This window comes from Corynebacterium sp. S7, from assembly GCF_054401105.1.
This window is the reverse complement of record NZ_CM136760.1, coordinates 2,549,928-2,571,439: the sequence shown is the minus strand read 5'-3', so window position 1 is coordinate 2,571,439 and position 21,512 is coordinate 2,549,928. Positions and strand designations below refer to the sequence as shown.

General features: G+C 57.6%; 22 protein-coding genes and 1 pseudogene. 15 read left to right on the top strand and 8 right to left on the bottom strand.

The features are described 5' to 3' along the window. Window positions 1-3 precede the first annotated feature (3 nt). The 5 genes from groL (at window position 4) to ACXZ66_RS12190 (ending at window position 4,356) form a co-directional block, all read left to right on the top strand. The gene (groL, locus tag ACXZ66_RS12210; protein ID WP_458749097.1) at window positions 4-1,641 is read left to right on the top strand and encodes a chaperonin GroEL; all 1,638 of its coding nucleotides are present in this window, start codon (window positions 4-6) and stop codon (window positions 1,639-1,641) included. 474 nt (window positions 1,642-2,115) lie between these two features. Beyond that, window positions 2,116-2,322 (top strand): PorH family porin, encoded by a 207-nt coding sequence (locus ACXZ66_RS12205; RefSeq protein WP_458749096.1) that lies wholly within the window; start codon window positions 2,116-2,118, stop codon window positions 2,320-2,322. A gap of 97 nt (window positions 2,323-2,419) precedes the next feature. Then, window positions 2,420-2,557, top strand: coding sequence for a PorA family porin (locus ACXZ66_RS12200; RefSeq protein ID WP_458749094.1), 138 nt, complete (start codon window positions 2,420-2,422; stop codon window positions 2,555-2,557). Between the two features lie 172 nt (window positions 2,558-2,729). Continuing rightward, window positions 2,730-3,629, top strand: a complete 900-nt coding sequence (ppk2, locus tag ACXZ66_RS12195; protein WP_458749092.1) for a polyphosphate kinase 2 — start codon at window positions 2,730-2,732, stop codon at window positions 3,627-3,629. A 1-nt stretch (window position 3,630) separates the two neighbouring features. Beyond that, window positions 3,631-4,356 (top strand): enoyl-CoA hydratase-related protein, encoded by a 726-nt coding sequence (locus tag ACXZ66_RS12190; RefSeq protein WP_458749091.1) that lies wholly within the window; start codon window positions 3,631-3,633, stop codon window positions 4,354-4,356. A gap of 31 nt (window positions 4,357-4,387) precedes the next feature. Here the strand turns inward: ACXZ66_RS12190 and ACXZ66_RS12185 are convergent, their stop codons facing one another. Next, the gene (locus tag ACXZ66_RS12185) at window positions 4,388-5,386 is read right to left on the bottom strand and encodes an ABC transporter permease (RefSeq protein ID WP_458749089.1); all 999 of its coding nucleotides are present in this window, start codon (window positions 5,384-5,386) and stop codon (window positions 4,388-4,390) included. Between the two features lie 126 nt (window positions 5,387-5,512). Here ACXZ66_RS12185 and ACXZ66_RS12180 point away from each other — a divergent pair, with 126 nt between their 5' ends. Both ACXZ66_RS12180 and ACXZ66_RS12175 read left to right on the top strand, forming a co-directional pair. After that, window positions 5,513-6,121, top strand: coding sequence for a TetR/AcrR family transcriptional regulator (locus ACXZ66_RS12180; RefSeq protein WP_458749087.1), 609 nt, complete (start codon window positions 5,513-5,515; stop codon window positions 6,119-6,121). Between the two features lie 59 nt (window positions 6,122-6,180). Then, entirely contained in the window at window positions 6,181-7,413 is a 1,233-nt protein-coding gene (locus ACXZ66_RS12175; RefSeq protein WP_458749085.1) for an alpha/beta hydrolase, read from the top strand. A gap of 241 nt (window positions 7,414-7,654) precedes the next feature. Here the strand turns inward: ACXZ66_RS12175 and ACXZ66_RS12170 are convergent, their stop codons facing one another. Further along, window positions 7,655-8,326 carry an SDR family oxidoreductase gene (locus tag ACXZ66_RS12170; protein WP_458749083.1) on the bottom strand — a complete coding sequence of 224 codons (672 nt, stop codon included), beginning with the start codon at window positions 8,324-8,326 and terminating at the stop codon, window positions 7,655-7,657. Between the two features lie 119 nt (window positions 8,327-8,445). On the opposite strand from ACXZ66_RS12170, the gene ACXZ66_RS12165 reads away from it, so the two are divergent. Next, window positions 8,446-8,856, top strand: a complete 411-nt coding sequence (locus ACXZ66_RS12165; RefSeq protein WP_458749082.1) for a helix-turn-helix domain-containing protein — start codon at window positions 8,446-8,448, stop codon at window positions 8,854-8,856. A 48-nt stretch (window positions 8,857-8,904) separates the two neighbouring features. On the opposite strand, the gene ACXZ66_RS12160 is transcribed toward ACXZ66_RS12165, so the two are convergent. From ACXZ66_RS12160 to ACXZ66_RS12135, 6 genes and pseudogenes are all read right to left on the bottom strand, one after another. After that, window positions 8,905-12,753, bottom strand: coding sequence for a Pls/PosA family non-ribosomal peptide synthetase (locus tag ACXZ66_RS12160; protein WP_458749081.1), 3,849 nt, complete (start codon window positions 12,751-12,753; stop codon window positions 8,905-8,907). A 3-nt stretch (window positions 12,754-12,756) separates the two neighbouring features. After that, the gene (locus tag ACXZ66_RS12155; protein WP_458749080.1) at window positions 12,757-13,200 is read right to left on the bottom strand and encodes a MarR family winged helix-turn-helix transcriptional regulator; all 444 of its coding nucleotides are present in this window, start codon (window positions 13,198-13,200) and stop codon (window positions 12,757-12,759) included. Between the two features lie 73 nt (window positions 13,201-13,273). Continuing rightward, window positions 13,274-13,579 (bottom strand): rhodanese-like domain-containing protein, encoded by a 306-nt coding sequence (locus tag ACXZ66_RS12150; RefSeq protein ID WP_458749079.1) that lies wholly within the window; start codon window positions 13,577-13,579, stop codon window positions 13,274-13,276. A 248-nt stretch (window positions 13,580-13,827) separates the two neighbouring features. Continuing rightward, window positions 13,828-13,971: pseudogene (locus ACXZ66_RS12145) on the bottom strand (inorganic diphosphatase); the annotation flags it as partial. A gap of 52 nt (window positions 13,972-14,023) precedes the next feature. Beyond that, complete coding sequence (locus ACXZ66_RS12140) at window positions 14,024-14,794, bottom strand: NYN domain-containing protein (RefSeq protein ID WP_458749077.1); 771 nt, start codon at window positions 14,792-14,794, stop codon at window positions 14,024-14,026. A gap of 180 nt (window positions 14,795-14,974) precedes the next feature. After that, window positions 14,975-15,448: an inorganic diphosphatase gene (locus ACXZ66_RS12135; RefSeq protein ID WP_458749076.1), complete on the bottom strand. Its 474-nt coding sequence runs from the start codon at window positions 15,446-15,448 to the stop codon at window positions 14,975-14,977. Window positions 15,449-15,536: 88 nt separating this feature from the next. Here ACXZ66_RS12135 and dacB point away from each other — a divergent pair, with 88 nt between their 5' ends. From dacB to hpt, 7 genes are all read left to right on the top strand, one after another. After that, entirely contained in the window at window positions 15,537-16,799 is a 1,263-nt protein-coding gene (dacB, locus tag ACXZ66_RS12130; protein ID WP_458749073.1) for a D-alanyl-D-alanine carboxypeptidase/D-alanyl-D-alanine endopeptidase, read from the top strand. Beyond that, a complete protein-coding gene (gene tilS, locus ACXZ66_RS12125; protein WP_458749071.1) occupies window positions 16,799-17,707 on the top strand; it encodes a tRNA lysidine(34) synthetase TilS in 909 nt (302 codons plus the stop codon). The genes dacB and tilS overlap by 1 nt, the downstream gene beginning before the upstream one ends. Beyond that, entirely contained in the window at window positions 17,700-18,521 is an 822-nt protein-coding gene (locus ACXZ66_RS12120; protein ID WP_458749069.1) for an ABC transporter ATP-binding protein, read from the top strand. The genes tilS and ACXZ66_RS12120 overlap by 8 nt, the downstream gene beginning before the upstream one ends. Next, the gene (locus ACXZ66_RS12115; RefSeq protein WP_458749068.1) at window positions 18,518-19,192 is read left to right on the top strand and encodes an ABC transporter permease; all 675 of its coding nucleotides are present in this window, start codon (window positions 18,518-18,520) and stop codon (window positions 19,190-19,192) included. The genes ACXZ66_RS12120 and ACXZ66_RS12115 overlap by 4 nt, the downstream gene beginning before the upstream one ends. Further along, complete coding sequence (locus ACXZ66_RS12110; protein WP_458749066.1) at window positions 19,189-19,866, top strand: ABC transporter permease; 678 nt, start codon at window positions 19,189-19,191, stop codon at window positions 19,864-19,866. Before ACXZ66_RS12115 ends, ACXZ66_RS12110 begins: the two co-directional genes overlap by 4 nt. Then, entirely contained in the window at window positions 19,863-20,804 is a 942-nt protein-coding gene (locus ACXZ66_RS12105; RefSeq protein ID WP_458749064.1) for an ABC transporter substrate-binding protein, read from the top strand. Before ACXZ66_RS12110 ends, ACXZ66_RS12105 begins: the two co-directional genes overlap by 4 nt. Before the next feature lie 89 nt (window positions 20,805-20,893). After that, complete coding sequence (hpt, locus tag ACXZ66_RS12100; RefSeq protein ID WP_458749063.1) at window positions 20,894-21,505, top strand: hypoxanthine phosphoribosyltransferase; 612 nt, start codon at window positions 20,894-20,896, stop codon at window positions 21,503-21,505. Window positions 21,506-21,512 lie beyond the last annotated feature (7 nt).

The following is a 21,512-nucleotide window of genomic DNA, read 5'->3' as shown; positions in this document are numbered from 1 at the left end:
ACTATGGCAAAAATGATCGCATTCGATGAGGAAGCACGCCGCAGCCTGGAAAATGGCCTGAACACGCTGGCTGATGCAGTCAAGGTAACGCTTGGCCCAAAGGGTCGTAACGTTGTCCTGGAGAAGTCCTGGGGCGCGCCAACCATTACCAACGACGGTGTCACCATCGCTCGCGAGATCGATCTCGAGGATCCATACGAGAAGATCGGCGCAGAGCTGGTTAAGGAAGTAGCAAAGAAGACCGACGACGTTGCTGGTGACGGCACCACCACCGCTACCGTCCTGGCTCAGGCACTTGTTCGCGAAGGCCTACGCAACGTTGCTGCTGGCTCCAACCCAATGGGCATCAAGCGCGGCATCGAAGCTGCCGTAGAGAAGGTTTCCTCCAACCTGCTCGAGGCAGCGAAGGAAGTTGAAACTCAAGAAGAGATCGCTTCCACCGCTGGTATTTCTGCCTCCGACCCTGAGATCGGCAAGAAGATCGCAGAAGCTATGTACGCCGTGGGCAACGGCGAGGTGAACAAGGATTCTGTCATCACCGTTGAAGAGTCCAACACCTTCGGCGTTGACCTAGAGGTCACCGAGGGTATGCGCTTTGATAAGGGCTACATCTCCGCTTACTTCGCTACCGACATGGAGCGCGGCGAGGCTGTCCTGGAAGATCCATACATCCTCCTGGTTTCCTCCAAGATCTCCAACGTCAAGGACCTGCTCCCACTGCTGGAGAAGGTTATGCAGTCCGGCAAGCCACTGCTGATCATCGCTGAGGACGTTGAGGGCGAAGCCCTTTCCACCCTCGTTGTGAACAAGATCCGTGGCACCTTCAAGTCCGTTGCCGTGAAGGCTCCAGGCTTCGGCGATCGTCGTAAGGCAATGCTGCAGGACATCGCAGTTCTGACCGGTGGCCAGGTCATCGCAGAAGAGGTCGGCCTTTCCCTTGAGACCGCAGACCTGCCACTTCTGGGCCAGGCACGCAAGGTTGTCATCACCAAGGACGAGACCACCATCGTCGAGGGTGCTGGCAGCAAGGAGCAGATCGAGGGTCGCGTCAAGCAGATCCGCGCTGAGATGGAGAACTCCGACTCCGACTACGACCGTGAGAAGCTCCAGGAGCGCCTGGCAAAGCTTGCTGGCGGCGTTGCAGTGATCAAGGTTGGCGCAGCCACCGAGGTCGAGCTCAAGGAGCGCAAGCTGCGCATCGAGGACGCTGTGCGCAACGCTAAGGCAGCTGTTGAAGAGGGCATCGTTGCCGGCGGTGGCGTAGCGCTGCTGCAGGCTTCCGCAGGCCTAGAAAACGACCTCGGCCTTGAGGGCGACGAGGCAACTGGCGTCAAGATCGTTCGTGAGTCGCTGTCTGCTCCTTTGAAGCAGATTGCTCTTAACGCTGGCTTGGAGCCAGGCGTTGTTGCAGACAAGGTAGCTAACCTGCCTGACGGCGAGGGCCTGAACGCTGCAACCGGCGAGTACGTCAACATGATGGACGCTGGCATCAACGATCCAGCGAAGGTCACCCGCTCTGCTCTGCAGAACGCTGCATCCATCGCTGCGCTGTTCCTGACCACTGAGGCAGTGGTTGCGGACAAGCCTGAGCCAGCAGGCCAGGCTGCGCGTGAGGCTGACCAAATGGGCGGCATGATGTAATAGAAGCGTTTCGCTTTTTTACTCGCTTTTCGACGAGGCCCTGTCTCTCCGCACTGGAGAGACAGGGCCTTTTCGTCGCTGTGCACAGGAGAAATAGGTTATATTAATCCTCGACTGAACCGAGCTTTTAACCCAAATGGGGGTGCTGAAGAAGGTTGCCGGATCATGTGACCTGCGTAACTTTCCCTCTATCGGATAGAGGGTGAGTGCGTTACGTTAGCTGAAAAATTTAGTGTTACGTTAATTTGACGCTGTGGAATTCGTGCAGGTTATTGGCAAGGTCCTGTCAGTACTGCGTTAAAAATGAACTACAGGTTAATTACGGTTCGATCACGGTAGATAAAACTAATTTGGCTTTTTCCAGTTGACAGCCCTTAAAAGTGTGCAAGAATATTCATCGATGGCGCCCGAAGGGGTGTCAGCCAACTGTCAAATACTTGCCAGCTCCGCTGGCCCTCTCAGATGGAGAACATCATGGACCTTTCCTTTATCGGCGACCTGCTCGGCGCATTCGGCACCTTCGGCGAGAACATCCGCGACTTCATGGAGCTTCCTGCTATCATCATCGGCAACCTGCTCGAGTACGCAGCATACGGCGACGGCTCCTCCGCTCTCGTTGACACCTCTTCCACCCTGGAGACCTCCTCCATCATCGGTGGCTCTTCCATTTCCGGAGAGTAATTTCACTTCGCCAGTAGCCTAACGGCTGCTTGCACCCCTCAACTAACTCTGGACTGCGGAAAAATTCGCGGCCACCACCTTCTTCAAGGAGAAAAACATGACCACCTCTTCTAACTTCCTCGGCACCTGGTTCGAACTTTCCTCCACCGGTATCGTTGATTCCCTCATCACCCTGATCGAGCCAATCGCTGAGTGGGCAAAGGCTGCTTCTAAGCTCATCGGCCTGGTTGCATAAGTAACCCCCACGCCACATACGGCGTAGACGAAGCCCACCGCACATGCGGTGGGCTTTTTGCATGCCCAAAATTAGGCGCAGGCAATCGTCGCTAAGTGAAATACCTTATGCCCTGCGAAGAAATATTTATGTCGCCGGGCAGCATTCGTGACTGCGCTGTAATATCTAGAACATGGCTGACCACAAGGATGACGAACTGCCGATGATCAACCTCGCAGAAACGGCGGGTTATACCGTCGATGATTCTGATGAGGACGATCCCGTTCTTCTCACCGCTGAAGGCACTCCTATTGAGACCTGGCGCGAAAACTACCCATACGAAGAGCGCATGACGCGCAAGGAATACGAGCACACCAAGCGTGCTCTGCAGATCGAACTTCTGAAGTGGCAGAACTGGACCAAGGAAACGGGTCAGCGCCACATCATCCTGTTTGAAGGCCGTGACGCGGCCGGCAAGGGTGGCAGCATCAAGCGTTTCAACGAGCACCTTAACCCTCGTGGTGCGCGGACGGTGGCTTTGGAGAAGCCATCGCCAAAAGAGAGCACCTCGTGGTACTTCCAGCGCTACATCGCGCACTTCCCAGCAGCAGGCGAGATCGTCTTCTTTGACCGTTCTTGGTACAACCGTTCCGGTGTTGAGCGCGTGATGGGCTTCTGCACCGAATCTCAGCACGCGGAGTTCCTGCGTGAGGTTCCCATGCTGGAGAACATGATTCTTGGTTCCGGCATCTCGCTGACAAAGTTCTGGTTCTCGGTAACCCAGAAGGAGCAGCGCACCCGCTTTGCAATCCGCCAGGTGGACCCTGTGCGTCAGTGGAAGCTTTCCCCGATGGACTTGGCCTCCCTGGACAAGTGGGATGACTACACCCGCGCCAAGGAAGAGCAGTTCCGCTACACGGATACCGATGAGTCGCCATGGGTAACCATCAAGTCCAATGACAAGAAGCGCGCACGTATCAACGCGATGCGCTACATCCTGAGCAAGTTTGAGTACACCAACAAGGACCATGAGCTAGTTGGTCAGCCTGATCCACTGCTGGTGAAGCGAGGTCGTGATCAGATCGGTGACTAGCATGGTGGAAACTCGTTTGATTGCCAGTGCCGTCTGGGTGCTTACAATTAATCGAGATGAAAAGCGCAACGCACTCAACGTAGAACTGTGCACCGAGATCGGTGCTGCGATGGAGAAGTGCGTTGAGGAAGGTGCGCGGACCATCGTGCTTACGGGTGCGGGTAGCGTGTTTAGCGCCGGCGCGGATTTGGATGAGAAAGACTTCCACGGTGAGCTCTACCCGGCAATCGAGCACTTGATCCACGTCATGACCACCTTGCCTATCCCGTTGATTGCTTACGTGAACGGGCCGGCTATTGGCGCAGGTACCATGCTGGCAATGGCCTGCGACATACGTATTGCATCGCCGCTGGCTGGATTCCGGCTCCCGGTCTCAGACATGGCCATCGGCGTCGACTCAGCCACTGTGGAAGCGCTGGAAAGCCTAGTAGGTGGATCGCGTGCTCGTGCGATGCTGCTCTACGGTTGGGGTTTGCCGTCGAGTGAAGCTGTAGATTGTGGCTTCGCTCTGCAGCAGGGCAGCCTGGACGATGCGATTGAGATGGCCTTGGAGTTGACGCGGAAGGCGCCTTTGACCGTTAAACAACTGAGGATGGAGTTCGCCCGAGACGCGTTTTCCAACGCAGAGCGCAATGAAGCGCGTGAGGCGGCATGGAACTCGGATGATCGCCTCGAAGTGGCCCGCGCACGTAAGCAGGGAAGAGACCCGAAGTTTACGGGGCGATAGGGCTGGGGGTAAGCCCACCTTGTCTTAGTTCTTAGTTCGCCACTACTGCTTTCGGCTTCGAGCGATCGACTGCTAGCAGGAGGAGCCCGGCAACCGCCCAGATGATCAGTACCCACCACGCTGATCCAACACCTGCGCCATCGAAGAAGGAGATCGAGCGCACAAGGTGTCCGGTGGCCCCGATGGTCATCCACTGACCCAGCGTTGACCAGCCTGCAGGAAGCAACCATGGGCCGGTGGCTAGGCCGGACAACGGGTTGGCGATGAAGATTGTGGCAATCGCGGCGAGGCCGAGGCCGGAGAATCCAAGCACTGCGGCGAGGCCCGCGGCAGATAGTGAGGTGGCTGCGATACCGAGTGCGATGGCGAGGAACTCTAACCAGAAGCTTCCGGTCAACGTGCCATAGACGGTGTGTAGGAGCCATGTGACAACAAGTCCGCCAACTGCGGCAATGCCGATGAGGGTTGCGGTTTTAAGCCATTTGCGGCCGCGCATGAGGAAGGTCACGGCCACGGCAGAGACCAATCCTCCGAAGGCTAAGGGGAGGCCAAGGGTCGCGATACCGGTGGCATTTGGATCGTCAGCGCTGGTCGGCGCAAGATCGACGATATTTACGGTCTGGCCGGAGGAGCGGAAGGTGTCTGCGATGCCTGTGAGCATTTGCGTGTACACGGCGCCGTTGCCACTGGCTGTATATACGGTGGCACCTTCTGGAGCTACGGCCATGCCACCGACAGCTTCACGATTCAAGATGAGCTGTTCGACGTCGTTCGCACTGGAAGCCTCGATGAGTTCGGGCGCATTGTCGGGATCAGCGCCTAAGCGTTCCTGTATTTGAGTGACTACGGGCTCTGGTGCGGATACGGCGATGGGTACGTCCTTCGGGCCGGATGCCTGGGAAGGAGCCAGAAAGGCAAAGAGCATTAGCCCGATGATGATGGGCACCAAGATGATCAAACCTATGGCTTGTGCTGCAGGTGGTGGTGCCTTGCGTTGGTTGTGCTTTTGAGTGGTTTCGGTAGCTGACACGATCTCTTCCATCGATAGTGGAGTTTTGTGGAACAGTATGTTCCAATTTACATTTGGATCATAATGTTCCATTTAAATTTGTGTCAAGTAGTCTGTAGTTGACTGGGATTGAAAGCAAGGGGAGTCATGAGAAGAGATGCGCGAGACAATCGCGACACCATCATCGCCACCGCGCGCCGAATGTTTTCTCATGGGGATGCGGGGGCATCAATGCGTGCCGTCGCACGCGAAGCTGGCTTGGGCATTGCTACCTTGACCCGTCATTTTCCAACGCGCAACGATTTGGTTCTTGCCGTGCTTAACGATGCTGTGCAAGACATCGAGGAAGTTGTCGACGAGTACTTCCCAAAATTAGATGCGGAGCCGAAAAAGTTCTGGCGGGAAACGGTTTTCGCCATTTCCGAGCTCGAGATTGCAGCACTTGGACAAGGAATGATTGGCTTGTTCGAGCTGGACCATGGAACGGGAGAGGCGTTGAATTTGCTGGAGGATTCAGAGAAATCCTCGCTACTTGCCATGGTCAATCGCCTTGAGAAGGCATATGAACGTCTTCTCATGCCGGCAAAACGAGCGGGCTTGGTCGACAAAAACCTCGAACCACTGCGATTTCACCTCGGGCTAGTAGCAACAAGCAGACCGCTGCCGAAGACAACGACCGAGGTTCTGCCCGGAGCGAGCCGCTGGCTGATCGAGGTGTATTTGGACGGCTTGGAGCATCAGGCAGATCACATTTAGTTACCCCCGAAACTGTTTCCACTCGGCAACATTCGTAACGCTGTGTAGTGTTTCTACACATGAGAATCACAGGAAAATCGATACTGGCTGCAGCTCTCACCGTCGCGCTTGCAGGCACTATCGGTGCGGTCCCAGGAAACGCGCAGGAATCGTCGTCAAGCAATGGCTCCTCCTTGTCTAGTGCGGGGTCGAGCGCGAGCACGCTCACTGACCCTCAACTTGAAAGCGTGCTTCGCGCTTGGACGATTGCCTCAAGTGAGCGGCCGGGCTCGTCGGGAGCTACCCTGAATGGTCTGCTGAGCTCCCTGGGCGTTGTTGGTTCGAGTGATTTCGCTATTCCCGAAGAGTTTCAGCAAGTGCCCGCCGATTACCCATATCCTGTGGACGAAACGATCACTGAGGTCGCGCTGATCTCGCGGGTGAGCTCTCCGGCTGCGGGTCTTGATATTGAACGGTGGACCGTGGCATCCCCATCGATGGGGCGCAACATTCTTGTCGACGTGCGGCCCCAGCTCACCGAGGCGGGCCCGATTGTCACCGTGCTTGATGGCATTGTCGCGCCCATTAACACCGGTTGGCTCTATGGGGCTGGCGCGGAAGATGTCAACGAAGTGTTCGCCGACGAGGCTGCGACCCTGGTATTCCCACTCGACGCGAACGGTACCTGGTATTCCGATTGGGTCGCCGACGATGAGGTGTTAGGACGACAAAAGTGGGAGACGTTCATCGTCGATGAGCTGCTCCCCTTGATTGAGGCGCAGCCCGACATCGCGTTCAACGGGCACCACGCTATCGGCGGCATCTCCATGGGTGCGTCCGGGGCCGTGCACATTGCCAACACGAACCCTGACCTTTTCGATGCCACCTTTGGTATCTCAGGATGCTACTCGACGACGTCCCCGATCGGCTCCCAGATCGCACGCATCGTTCCAGAATCGCGAGGCGCAGACGTAGAAAATATGTGGGGGCCAGAAGGTTCCGAGGAATGGATTCGACACGATGTTGCGAGCGATCCATCGGGGTTGTCGCAGATGGCAGTGTACTTGGCCTCGGCAGACGGCAGCATCGCACCAGGCCGAAACATTGATTCGATTACGACATCGAATCTGGTAATTGGCAGCGTTTTGGAGCGCGGTGTGCTGACCTGTACTCGTGAACTGGACCGCGCCCTATCGAACCAGGGTGCTACTAATTACACGGTGCATTACAAGGGGCCTGGCTTGCACGATTGGCCGAACCTGAAGGAAGAATTGGCTCCAGCCTGGGAGTATATTCGCCCAAGCCTGTACTAATTTTTCGATCTAGGCCGCGTGACAAGCGGGCTCCATCCTAAAGCACGACGCTTCGGACGCAGGAACGTCATGCTGCTTTTCCGCCGAAGGGCCTCAACGTCACACGAGTAGGGTCGACGAGTGCCGGAAAATGTGTCTCTCGCTGGCGCTTGCAGCCACTCGGCAACTTGCCACTCCCAAGCGCTAAGAAAAATGATCACCTTTCCGGGCAAATGGTTTTCCGGAAAGGTGATCATTTTATTTAGCGAATCGCCTCGGTAATCGGCTTGTCTCCATCGTGGAAGGAGAACAGCTTGCCAATCGAGGTGGAGTTTTCTACAGCTGCAGCAATTGCTTGGGCCACGTTTCCACGCGAGGTTGGTGGGACGTCGGTGTCTAGCTGAGCACCGCTGTTGTCCACGGTGATCTTGCCGCTGGGCTCATCGAGCGTGAGCCCGGATGGGCCGAGGATAGTCCAGTCCAGCCCACTCATTTTCAGGTGCTCGTCGGCCTGCGATTTTGCGTTGTAGTACGGGTACATGCCATCGCTTTCGACAACGCCTGGCACGCGCCCATTCTTCAAACGGGTATTGAAATAGGAGACCATAATATAGCGGTGAATTGCTAAGGACTGCGCTGCGTCCATCGTGCGGATTGCTGCGTCACGGTCAACGGCCCACGTGCGATCTGGGTTACCGCCACCGGCGCCAGCCGCCCACACAACCACGTTGCTGCCCTCGAGGAGCTCGGCGGTTTCGGCCACGTTCATATTCTCAATGTCTGCGATGACTGGAGTTGCTCCGGTTGCCGCAACATCCTCGGCATGATTCGGGTTTCGAATAACTGATTTCACGGTATGGCCGGCCTCTACAAGCAGTGGGGCAGTGCGCAGTGCGACCTTGCCGTGGCCTCCGATGATGGTGATTGTGTACACGACTTCTCCTTACAATGTTGAGGAAATGCGTTCTCTTTCATACAACCATAGTTTGGGCAACAAATATTCCTGATTGAATCAGCACGTCAATTACCCTTAACCGTCGAAGGAGCTGACAATTGACTATCGATGACAGCACTATTGAAGAAATACGTGGAATGGACTTGTCGGAAGGTGCTTCGATAAAGATATTTGGAGCCGATGGGCAACCGATTCCCGTGTCCGAAAACGTTGAAACTCTGCTTTTGCAGGCATTGCGTTCCATCGCGGAATCAGGCGAATTCACGCTTTCTCGGATGTCGGATGAATTGTCCAGCACCGCTGCGGCGGAGCTCTTAGGTGTTACCGAAACCACGCTAATGAAATGGGCGAGGGAAGAGAAAATACCGTCGCACAAAGTCAATTCCCAGACCCGTTTTCTTCGAGATGATGTCCTGCAGTTCGAAGCAGGACGTGAGACCGAACGAGACAGGACATTCAAAGTGCTGCGAGAATTCAACCATCGGCACGACGATCCCTTCGAGGACTAAATAAAAGAAAGAGCGACCCATTCAGGTCGCTCTTTCTTTTATGCAGCGCTAACTTCGCGGCTCAATCGGGTTACCCTGCCACACGGTAGAGCCCGGCACCTTGTCGCCACGCATCATCAGGGATCCAGGCCACACGGTTGCACCCTCGCCTATCGACGAGGCGGGCAACGCCACCGAGTGCGACGCAAGAGTTGCCCCATTACCGATTTCCACGGTATCCAGGCTCATCACGCGGTCCTGGAAGAGGTGAGTCTGCACCACTGTTCCCGGGCCCACGGTGGCGCCATCGCCGACGTAACACAGGTCGGTTTCTGGGAACCAGTAGGACTCAATCCAGGCACCCTTACCAATCTTGACACCAAGTGCACGAAGCGCGAGGTTAAGCTCGCCAGTGCCGGAGGCAGGAATCAAGAAGTATGGTGCAGCAACTGCCTCGACGAAGGTGTCTTGCAGCTCGTTGAGCCAGACGAACCAGGAGTACAGCGGGTGGTCGCCCTTGCGGTGTTTGCCTACACACACCCACTTCGCCACCACGGTAACCACCACGGCCACCAAACCAGCAGCCATGAGAATGAGACCACCGAAGGCGAACGGTGCCCACACACCGACCTCAACCAGCAGGATGTGTATGGCGGAGAGGATCCCAGCGGCGATCATCGCGAAGGTAATCGGTGCCAGCAGGCGCAGAGTCTCAATCAGGCCACGGGCAATCTTCAAACCAAGCGATGGGGAATAGGTACGCGATTCTCCATCTTCGGTATCCACCTCAACGCGACGCATGCGCTCTGGAGGTGAACCCCACCAGTTTGAGCCAGCCTTCGCCTTCTTTGGCGTCGAGGACAGCACGGCAACCAGGGAGTTCTTCGACAGCTTGCGCCCAGGGGAAGTAATACCGGAGTTACCCACAAAGGAGCGCTTGCCCACGACGGATTCGCCAGTCATCATCCAACCGCCGCCGAGCTCGTAGCCGCCGAGCAGGGTGTCGTCGGCAAGAAATGCTCCGTCTTTGACCTCGGAAAACTTCGGCACCATCACGGCCGTGGAAATTTCCACATCCTTGCCAATCTTCGCGCCCAGCGAGCGCAACCACAGCGGGGTGAGCGCGCCCGCGTACAGCGGGAAGAGGCGGGTGCGGGCGTCGTCCATAAGCCTGGTGATCGTCCAAATCCGCCAACCTTGATGCGAGCGCACCGGGGTCACGCCGGGCTTGAGCCCAATGGAGAGCAGGCGGACGCCGAGCCAGGTGGCCACCATGGTGAAGGCGAACAGGACTAGCGCGCCAACCGGTGCGAAGAGCACGGAGCCGACGTACGGGCTGCCGCCGGTGGCTTCGATCAGCCAGACAACAGACGCGATGGCCAGGACTGCGCCGGCCATGGGCAGGATCTCTAGTGCGATGGAGGTCAGGCCGTAGCCCCATACCCAGTAGGAACGACGTGGCGGATGTTCCTCGGGGAAGCGGTGTTTGGAGCGGCCGACCTTCTTGGCCGGGGAACCGGACCAACGCGCGCCCTTCTTCACGTTCTTGTCGCCGGTAACGGTGGAACCTGCTTCAATGTGCGCGTCGGCACCAATTTTGGTGCCAGGCAATAGCGTGGAGCGTGCGCCGATGCGGGCATCCTCGTCGATGAAAATCTCGCCGACGTGGACGATATCGCCATCGACCCAGTATCCGGTCAGGTCAACCTCTGGTTCGACTGCGGCGTGGTCGCCAAGCGTAAGCATGCCGGTCACCGGTGGCAGGGAGTGCAAGTCGACGCCCTTGCCAATCTTCGCGCCCAGGAGCCGGGCATAATAATTTACCCAGGTCGCACCAGAAACAGACTGCGAGCCAGAGGCATCAGCCCAACGCTCGGCGGCCCAAATCCGGAAGTGCTGCGAGCCGCCACGCTTGTAGTCGCCGGGTTTAATCCCGGCAGTGAGCAAACGTGCACCGAGCGCGCCGATGGGGATCCGACCAATTGGAGTGCCGAACACAATGAACAAGCCCACTGCCAACCACCAGTTGGTGTGCACGGCCCAGTCAATGCCCAATAGCACCATGACGTTCGAGATGATCAGCCACGAGGAGACGAAGGTAGCAGCCTTCAAGGTCATCGCAATCACCTGGAACAGGGTCTGCCGAATGCGCATCCACGCACCGACAGGCTTGACCTCGCGGGGCTCAATTGGCTGGGCAGAGCCCATATCGATGCCGGATTCCTCGGCGATCCGGTCCACCGTTTCGGCGAGTTTTTCCAGCCGGGGCTGGTCATAGAGATCACGGACCGCAACGGTAGGGACCTTCTCACGGATTCGTGCAACCAACGTCGCCGCAGCCAGGGAAGAACCACCGAGCTCGAAGAAGTCGGCGTTTTTATCTTCCACGGCCACGCCAAGGACGTCGACCCAGATTTCTGCCAGCCACGCCTCGGTAGCTGTCAGGCCCTGGGCCTCAACTCCCACGCCTGGAAGTGGCCACGGCAGGGACTTCTTGTCCACCTTGCCGGAGGTAGTCACGGGCAGCTCATCCATCACGCAGATGCGCGGAACGAGTGCAGCCGGCATGGTTTCTGCCAGCTGCTCGTGCGCCGCCTGGTGATCAAAGCCCGCCTCAGGATCCTCCAGCGACACATAGCCCACCAGTACGGAGTCGCCCGCGCCGGTCTTTTGCACGGCCACAGCAGAGTTGTACACGTTATCAAGTGCAGCAACATTCGCATCGACCTCGCCGAGCTCAATGCGGCGGCCGCCGATTTTCACCTGGTCGTCGATACGCCCAACGAAATAAAGGCCATCTTCTTCCATACGCACATGGTCGCCGGAGCGATACGCGCGCTCCCAGTCGCCCCACGGCGCGTACTTCTCCGCGTCCTTTTCAGGGTCGAGGTAGCGGGCCAGGCCGACGCCACCGATGACCAATTCGCCGACCTCGCCGTAGCCGACTTGATTTTCTTGCTTATCGACGACAGCCAGGTCCCAGCCATCAAGCGGAAGACCAATACCTACCGGTTTCCCGGGATAAAGCTGCGTTGCAGAAGAAACCACGGTGGCCTCGGTGGGCCCATAGGTATTCCACATCTCGCGCTCGGGGGTTGCCAAACGGTCGACGAGTTCCGAGGAACAAGCCTCGCCACCCACGATGAGCAGGCGCACGTGATCGAGCGCCTCGGCAGGCCACAGACCAGCCAAGGTAGGCACGGTGGAAACAACGGTGATGTCGCGGCGAATCAGCCACGGGCCCAAGTCCTGGCCGGAGCGCACAAGCGCGCGAGGAGCCGGAACCAGGCAGGCACCGGAGCGCCACGCCAGCCACATCTCTTCACAAGAGGCATCGAAGGCAACGGAGAGACCTGCCAGAACGCGGTCCTCGGTACCCAATGGGTTGTCGACGCAAAAGATGCGCGCTTCCGCATCGACGAATGCAGCCGCGGAACGATGACTTACTGCCACACCCTTGGGGGTGCCTGTGGAACCGGAGGTGAAAATGATCCACGCGTCGTCGTTAAGCGAAGGAAGCTCCGTGTCACCCTCGTGCGACGGTGACAACATGCGGAACCCATCGTCGCTGAACAGGCCGTCGATGCCTGCCTCTGAAAAGACTAGGTCGGCGCGTTCGTCGGGGTCATCGGCGTCGACGGGGACATAAGCCGCGCCGGCGTACATGGTGGCAAGAATCGCGGTGTAGAGCTCCTTGGAGCCACTAGTCATGCGAACGCCAATCCGGTCACCGCGGCGGATGCCGTTGCGGTGCAATTCGGACGCCCACGCCTGGACGTCGTCGAGGAGTTCGGAGTAAGTGATGATGTCCCCGTCATCGATAGCTGCTGCCTCGGGATTCTCGGTGGCGGTGGCTACGAAGACATCAATGAGCGTTCGGGGAGCCGGCGCTCTGTCACCGGCAAGGAACTGCTGCACCGGCTACGCCTCCTCTTGAAGGATGGCTTGCGCTAGCTTGCGCAGATGCTTGAGCTGCTTGGTGGTCGTTGCATCCAGCGCGCGGTCCTCCGCGGCGGCGACGAGTTTGGAAAGCTTGGCCTGCATTTTGGTGCCCTCTTTTGTTGGCGCAACAATCTGACGACGACGGTCTTTCGGGTCACGCTCGCGGGACGCCCAACCGTTCTTTTCTAAAGAATCAATCAAGCGGACCATATCAGAGGCATCAATGGCCAGCAGTGCGGAGAGATGTGACTGGCTGGCGGCGTTCTGGTCGACGATGCACGTCAGAACCCAGTACTCGCGCATAGTAGTGCCGTTTTTGCTCATTTCAGACTCGACCTCGTCGCGGGTCCGGCGACGGACCCGCTCCACCTGGAACGATGGCGAGGTGACGAGAGCTGCAGGGAGATCGTTATTTGTTGCCATAAAACCTATGGTAGGCAACAATCGTTAGTTAGTAAAATGATTGGCGTCCGCCAACCATTATCCGGTGGCCCTATTAACTAGCTGGGCGAACGGTAGGTAGGTCCTTCTCAATCCATTCGATGGTGCCGCCAAGAACATTGATTGCGTTGTCCCAACCACGGGCCAGCTCCAGATATTCTGCGGCCTGCGCGCTGCGTCCGCCGGAGCGGCAAATAATGTACGCGGGCTGGTCAGGATCGATCTGATCGGCCAGGGAGGTGAACTCGCTCAGGGGCAGGTTGACGGTGCCTTCCGCGTGAGCTTCTGCGTACTCGTTTGGTTCGCGGACATCAATGAACTGTGCGCCGGCTGGGACTTCGTTTACGTGTACTTCTTTCATAGTGGTTGAGTCTACGCGGGTGGTGGCGGTCGAGTTAGGTGTGGCGGGTCCAATTTTCGCAAATCAATGGTTGAGGATTGCGGGGTACCGTGGTCAGGGCGTTTTCACCTTTCGTAATACCAAAGCTGTGACCGCGGTTCCCGGGGATCCTCATGCTGGGATTTGCAAACAGGGAACCTCAACCAACGCAAAAAGCCGACCCCCACCGAAGTGGAAGCCGGCCTGTAGTAGCGAAACTGAGCCAAAAACTACTTGTACGCCTCGATGGAAGCCTTCAAGATCTCCTCAGCCTCAGCGCGGTTGCCCCAACCAGAGCCGTTGACTTCCTTGCCTGGCTCGAGGTCCTTGTAGTGCACGAAGAAGTGCTCGATCTCGTCCTTGAGGAACTGGTATGCGTCGTCGAGGACGCATGGGAAAATCTGCTCTGGGTGGGATCCCACTTCCCTAAAGCTCTTCATCATCCTCGGGCAAGGGGGATTGGGCTTTTTTAACCATGAGCTGACTCTCGTGAAGAGGATCATTAGTATTTTTCGGCGAGTTCAGTACGCATTGTCGAATGCCATCGACATGTTCACTCAAGCTCGGAGTCACCGTTGCCCAAAGCGGGTCGAGGATAAAATCGATTCCTTCACGTCGGGCGTGTTTTGCGGCTGGAACAAAGTCACTATCACCGGTGATCATAACTATTTGATTGACGGTGCCTCTCTCGGCAAGCGAAGCGATATCAAGGCCGATACGCATGTCCACGCCTTTTTGAGTAATTTCGAGCAGGAAGTCATCTTCGGTGAGATCACCAACTGAAATTACTCCGCTGCAAAGCCGTTTAAGGGGTTTGGGTTTTAGCGTGTATCCACGCTGCGTTTCTAACTCTTCTCCCCGTCGAAGTGCAACTTTTCGCTTCTTGGTCAGGGAAGCAAAGAATTGATTGGTCCACTCAAATTGGTCACTTTTGCCAAGATTTACCTGTTTTCTTGTTAGGGGGTGGAAGATCACTTTCTCTGAAGGCGGGCAATCGTAATAGAAAATGCGATACAGGCTACTCCGCGATTCCGTGATATGGCGACGACAATATTTAACTAATTCTTGTGCTCGGTCTTCGGGAGATTTGTCTCCGAACAAGCTGTAGGCGCGACGACGGTAGAATCCACCATCAACTAAGACCGCCGTAACAATTGGGCGTGTGGAATAAGACCGCTTATTTGCTGACTTTCCCAATCCCTACACCTCAAGTAAGTGAGAATTATTTTAACCCTTGTCATCGGCGCTCTCCTTGATATATGGAGGGTCAACGGCAAGGGTGTTATTGGTCAGCGTAGCAAATACTTGGAAGAAGTGCTAAAGAAACGCAAAAGCCGGCTCCGCGCAAAGCGAGAGCCGGCCAAAAGTATTCAATAACTACTTGTACGCCTCGATGGAAGCCTTCAAGATCTCCTCAGCCTCAGCGCGGTTGCCCCAACCAGAGCCGTTGACTTCCTTGCCTGGCTCGAGGTCCTTGTAGTGCACGAAGAAGTGCTCGATCTCGTCCTTAACGAACTGGGAAACATCGTCGATGTCCTGGTAGTTGTCGTAGCGCACGTCATCGAGAACGCAGAGCAGCTTGTCGTCGCCGCCAGCCTCATCGGTCATCTTGAACACGCCGATTGGGCGAGCCTTGACAATTACGCCTGGGAACACTGGTTCTGGGGTGATTACGAGTGCATCCAATGGGTCGCCATCGTCGGCCAAGGTGTGGTCGATGAAGCCGTAGTCGGCTGGGTATGCCATTGGGGTGAACAGGTAGCGGTCGAGGTAGACCTTGCCAGTCTCGTGGTCAACTTCGTACTTGTTACGGGAACCCTTTGGAATCTCGATGGTGACTTCGATAGCCATTGTGGCAATCTCCTTATTTGCTTCAAACCAAAACATTGCGGGACGTGTAAAACATCATCTACCTTACCGTGGACTACTGTGGTTGCTGATGAGTGGCAAGAAAATTGCAGGTGTAGTGGGAACCGTGGTGGCCCTCGGTGTTGTCGGCGGGGTCGCTGGCATTGGCTACTACGTTCATGATCAGGTCTCCCAGTTGGAGGTTGCCCCGGCGTATGCGTTGCCGGAGGCCGAGTCGGTGTTGGTTCCGGCGTCCCCAGATCCGGTGGATAAGCAGGCGCTGGCTGCGACGTTGCAGGAGCATGCGGCCAATACAGACCTGGGTGTGTTCCATGCCAAGGTCTCCGATGCCTTTACTGGCGAGACCGTTTTTGATTCCCAATCGGACCAAGCACTGACCCCGGCCAGCTCCACGAAGGTGCTTACCGCCGCCGCCGCATTGTTAACGCTAAACCCCTCCGACACCATCACCTCCGAGGTGGTGGCAGGTGCAAATCCGGGTGAAGTGGTGATCAAAGCCGCCGGTGACGTGTGGATGGACTCCGCGCGTATCGACGAACTGGCCGCCCAGATCGGTCAGGCCGATGCCGTGTTCATTGACACCTCTATCTGGGACGGCCAGGAGAAATTGATGCCGGGTTGGGCATCCGACAACGTTGATAGTGGCTATGTCGCTCCACTTGAACCCGCAATGATTCACGCTGGTCGCATCGGTGCAACCGAGGGCGACGTGCCTCGCTCGCACACCCCGGCCCTCGATGTTGCCCAAGCAGTGGCCGACAAAGTGGGCGCGCAGACCGTGGATTATGCGGTTGCCCCCGCAGGCACCGAGACGATCGCCAGCGTTGAGTCCGACACCTTGATCGAACGCCTCCGGACCACCATGAAGAACTCCGACAACGTCATGGCCGAGGCCATCGGCCGCGAAGTGGCAACGGCCACCGGTACGCAAGCCCCGCAGGCCACCATCGATGTGCTCACCCAAAATGGCTTCGATCTCACCGGTGTCACCCTCGCAGATAACTCGGGGCTGTCCGAGCACAACCTGATCACGCCAGCGCTTCTCAACGAGATCATGCTCCGCGCCACCTCCGACGAACAACTGCGCCCTCTCGTGACCACACTTCCGGTCGCAGGCGGCGAAGGAACGTTGACTACTCGCTACGGCGACCTCGAAGGCAAGGGCTGGGTGCGCGCGAAAACCGGCACTCTGACCGGCGTAAACGCGCTGGTCGGAACGGTTACCAGCGATGTGGGCAACGTGTACACCTTCGCATTTTTATCCAACGGGGTAGAGATCGAACCGGCGCGCCGGGCGATGGACGAAATGGCATCGTCGCTGCGAGACTTCTAATGCGCCCCTTCTGGCCCAGGCATTCCCCGCATTTTATGCGGCTGCGTGTGGCGGTGCGCCCGTTTGAAGGCCCGGCCGTGATCGGCCTGTCGGGCGGGGCGGATTCGCTTAGCTTGGTGGCGGCCGCAGCAGCAGAGGGCAAGGATGTCGAGGCCGTTGTTGTGGATCACGGCCTTCAGGAGGGCTCCCGAAAGGTGGCCGAAAAAGCCGCCGAACAAGCCCGTAACCTGGGCATAAAAGCAACTGTTGTGCCTGTCAAAGTCACAGGAGATAACCTCGAGGCCGCGGCGCGGGAGGCTCGCTACGCAGCTCTGCACAAGGCCGCAGGCGCGCGCGACGTGTGGGTTGCCCACACCGCCGATGACCAAGCCGAGACCCTGATCCTGGGTGCCCTTCGCGGGAACCCCTCCGGCATGAGTGCGCGTTCGGGCACCCTTGTGCGCCCCCTGCTTGGCGTCCGGCGCGCCGACACCGTGGGCGCCTGCGCGGAGCTGGGATTGCAGGTGTGGCACGATCCCATGAATACAGATTCCGCTTTTCGACGAGTGCGTGTGCGCAACGAAGTCATCCCGCTTTTGAGCGAGATCCTCGGAGGCGATGCCACCGGGGCCCTAGCTACCACGGCCAATCGAATCGCAGAAGATAACGCCTATATAGAGGACAACCTGGAAGTCACCACAGACTGCGCCGAGCTAGCCGCGGACCCGCCGGCGCTGCGCACTCGCAAGGTGGCACGCTGGCTAAATGATCTTGGGGCGGGAGCCAGTCAATCGTCGATAAGCGATGTCCTTGCTCTGTGCACCGAATGGCACGGTCAGGGGCCTGTGCACGTGGGCGGCGGGCTGCAGGTGCGAAGAATTGATGGTCGGCTGCGCGCTTCGAAGCTACGCTGGGGGAATCATGATTGAGTACAACGATGTCTCAGCCGCCTACCCCGGAATGGCCACGCCCGCGGTCGAGGGGTTTAGCTACACAGCGCGAACAGCATCGACGACGGTGATCGTGGGGCCGTCGGGTTGTGGCAAAACCACGCTATTGCGGATGGTGAACCGGATGGTTGAGCCGTCGAGTGGTGCCGTGCTCATCGATGGGGAAGACATTGCGGGCAAAGACCCCGTGCGGCTGCGGCGCTCAATCGGTTATGTCATGCAGAATTCCGGGCTGCTGCCGCATAAGACGGCGCTGGAGAACGTTGCGGCCGTGGCGAAACTCAATGGCGCTTCCAAAACCGCTGCGCGTCAGGTCGCGGGCGAGTGGCTGGAGCGCGTGCATTTAGATTCCAGCCTCTTCGGGCGCTATCCCGCGGAGCTCTCCGGGGGCCAGGCGCAGCGCGTGGGCGTGGCGCGCGGGCTGGTCGCCGATCCCAATATCGTGCTCATGGACGAGCCCTTCGGCGCGGTCGACCCGGTGGTGCGCCGCGAGCTGCAGCAAGAAATCCTGGAGCTGCAGGCCACGATGGGCAAGACCATAGTCATGGTTACCCATGACATCGATGAGGCTTTTTTGCTTGGCGACGACATCGTCCTTCTCGGGGAGCGCGGCCACATCGAGCAAGCGGGCACGGCTGAGGACTTTATTACTTCGCCTGCTAATGAGCAGGTGCGGCACTTTGTGGGGCTGGATGCGCGGCACCTGCACACAGAAACTCGCGGTGGACACGACGTGGTGGTGGACCCCAACGGGAAAGTGGTGGGCATCGCGGAGGCGGGACCTGCGCAATGAGGTGGGGCTGGATTTGGGAGAACTTTCCGCGCATCGCAGGCCTTGCCGTAGATCACTTGATGTTGACAGTGCCGGCGGTGCTGGCAGCCTTCCTGCTAGCCTTACCCATTGGCTGGGCGGCGCACCATTACCAGCGCCTACGCGACGTGATTGTTGCCCTGACCAGCGCGTTATACGTGATTCCCTCGCTGGCACTGTTCATTATTTTGCCCCTGGTGTTGGGTACTTCGATGCTTTCGCCAGTTAACGTGGTGGTGGCGATGACGCTCTATGGGTTGGCGCTGCAGGTCCGATCGACCACGGACGCTTTTGATACTGTGCCCCTTGACGTGCGGCAATCGGCCATGGCGATGGGCTATTCCACGGTGCGTCGGGTACTTAGCGTTGATTTTCCGTTGGCAGGACCGGTGATTCTTTCGGGGTTGCGTGTGGTGACGGCGTCGACGATTTCGCTGGTGTCGGTGGGCTCGTTGATTGGGGTGCAATCCTTGGGCACACTTTTTACCGAAGGTTTTCAGCGCAATTTTCCCACGCAGATCATGGCCGGGCTGATCGGTACCGTGGTGCTGGCCATTATTTGCGATTTGGTGCTGGTGGTCACGGGTAAAGCGCTGATGCCCTGGACTAGAAGAGGGACTAGGAGTGGGACTAGGCGGAAGGTGCGCCGATGAACTTCTTAATCGAAGCCCTTTCCTTCATTTTCACCGCCGAGAACTGGGCCGGGCCAACCGGCATTGGTACCCGCATGCTCGACCACCTGGAATATACGGCGATTGCAGTTATTATTTCTGCGGCCATAGCGCTGCCTTTAGGACTGCTCATCGGGCACACAGGGCGCGGGGCGAACGCCGTCGTTGCCGCCGCGGGAGCGTTGCGAGCACTGCCTTCGCTGGGGCTTTTGACCTGGTTGACCTTGGAGATGAGCATTGGAATTCGCATGCCGATCATCCCGGCGACCATCGTTCTCGTCGTGTTGGCGGCACCACCAATGCTGGCCGCGACTGTATCGGGAATCGCGGCTATCCCACGCGAGGTGGTCGACTCCGCACGCGCCACCGGCTACTCCGAGAGAGAAATCATTGCGCAAGTGGAAGTGCCACTAGCAGCACCAACAATTATTGGGGGAATTCGATCGGCAACTGTCCAAGTGCTCGCAACGGCGACGATTGTCGCATACATTGGATTATCCGGGTTAGGTCGCTATCTCATCGATGGTTTGGCACTGCGGGATTACCCACAGATGCTGGTCGGAGCTGTGCTGGTGGCTGTGCTTGCGCTTGTCATTGATTTAATACTCGCTGCCTGCCAGAAGTGGGCGGCCCCGAAAGGACTGAATCCGACATGACCAACTTGAGTTTTGCGCGAAAAATCGTCGTCACGCTCGCTGCTGCTGCCGCTGCCTTCGGCCTTGCCTCATGCTCTAACTCCGACCCCTTGGCTACCCAGCAGTCCGAGGGGAGTGGCACGGGGCCAACCATCAAGATCGGTACGGCGAACTTCCCTGAATCCGAGATCATTGGTCAGATCTGGGCCGAGCAACTGCGCGCCAATGGCTACGACGTGGAAGTCACCTCTGGGATTGGTTCGCGCGAGGTGTACCTTTCTGCTTTGGAAAGCGGCGAGATCAACATTGTGCCTGAATACACGGGCAACTTGGCGCAATTCTACGGCGCGGAAGTTGAATCTGGGGCTGACTCGGATGCCGTTTACGCTGCTGTCCAACAGGTGCTCCCCGAGGACCTTTCTGCAGGTAGCATTGCTCAGGCGGAATCTAAGGACTCGTTTGTGGTGACTGCCCAAACTGCAACCGAGTTTGGTTTGAGCACTATTGGGGATTTGTCCAAACTGGATCAGGTCGTGCTCGCGGGCAATCCCGAATTGGCGCAGCGCCCCTATGGCCCGGAGGGATTCACCAAGATCTACAACGTGCCTGCAGACAAGATCTCCATGAACTCGATCTCTGATAGTGGAGGGCCATTGACCGTTGCTGCGCTGTTGTCGGGAGAAGCGAATGTGGCCGATATTTACACCACCTCGCCACACCTTGATTCCGATGGCAAAGAGGTTGACCTAGTGACCCTCGAGGACCCACAGAACATGGTGTTGCCACAAAACGTGCTGCCTATTTACCGGGCAGATGCGGTTCCGCAGGAAGCGATTGATGCACTGAATACTCTCAACGCGCAGCTGACTACCGGGGACCTGGTGGCCATGAACTTGCGCAACGTGGGCGATGAAAAGGCCGAGCCCGCGGTCATCGCACGCGACTACCTAAACCAGTAGCGCGAACTCCTCTGTCATCTGACTACCGCGAATGACTACAATAGCCATATTGCACTTGGGGTTCATGAGCAGAAAGAGATTAAATGACGATGGCCGTGCCAACTGAGCTGTACGATCACAGAGATTACAACGTTCCCGATACTCGCTATGGGGACGATGTAGAAGCAGTGCTGGTTTCTGAAGAAGCCTTGAAAAAACGCATCAAAGAACTGGCAGATATTGTCAGCGAAGAGTACAAGGACGCGGAAGAAGATCTCATTTTGGTCTGCGTGCTTAAGGGTGCGGCGCTGTTGCTGACCGATTTCTCCCGCGCACTGTCCATCCCATCGGAGATGGAATTCATGGCGGTGTCCTCATACGGCAACTCCACCACCTCGTCTGGTGTGGTGCGCATTCTCAAGGACCTGGACAAGGAAATTGAGAACCGCGATGTGTTGATCGTTGAGGACATCATTGACTCGGGCCTGACCTTGTCGTGGCTGATGAAGAACCTTAAGGGCCGTAACCCGAAGTCGCTGCGCGCGATCACCTTGCTGCGTAAGCCGGAGATCCAGACCGCGGATGTGGATCTGATGGCAGTCGGCTTTGATATCCCGAACGAATTTGTTGTTGGCTACGGCCTTGATTACGCGGAACGCTACCGCGATCTGCCTTTTGTGGGCTTGCTGCATCCTCGTGTGTATTCGGGACAAGTTTCCTAGGATCTTG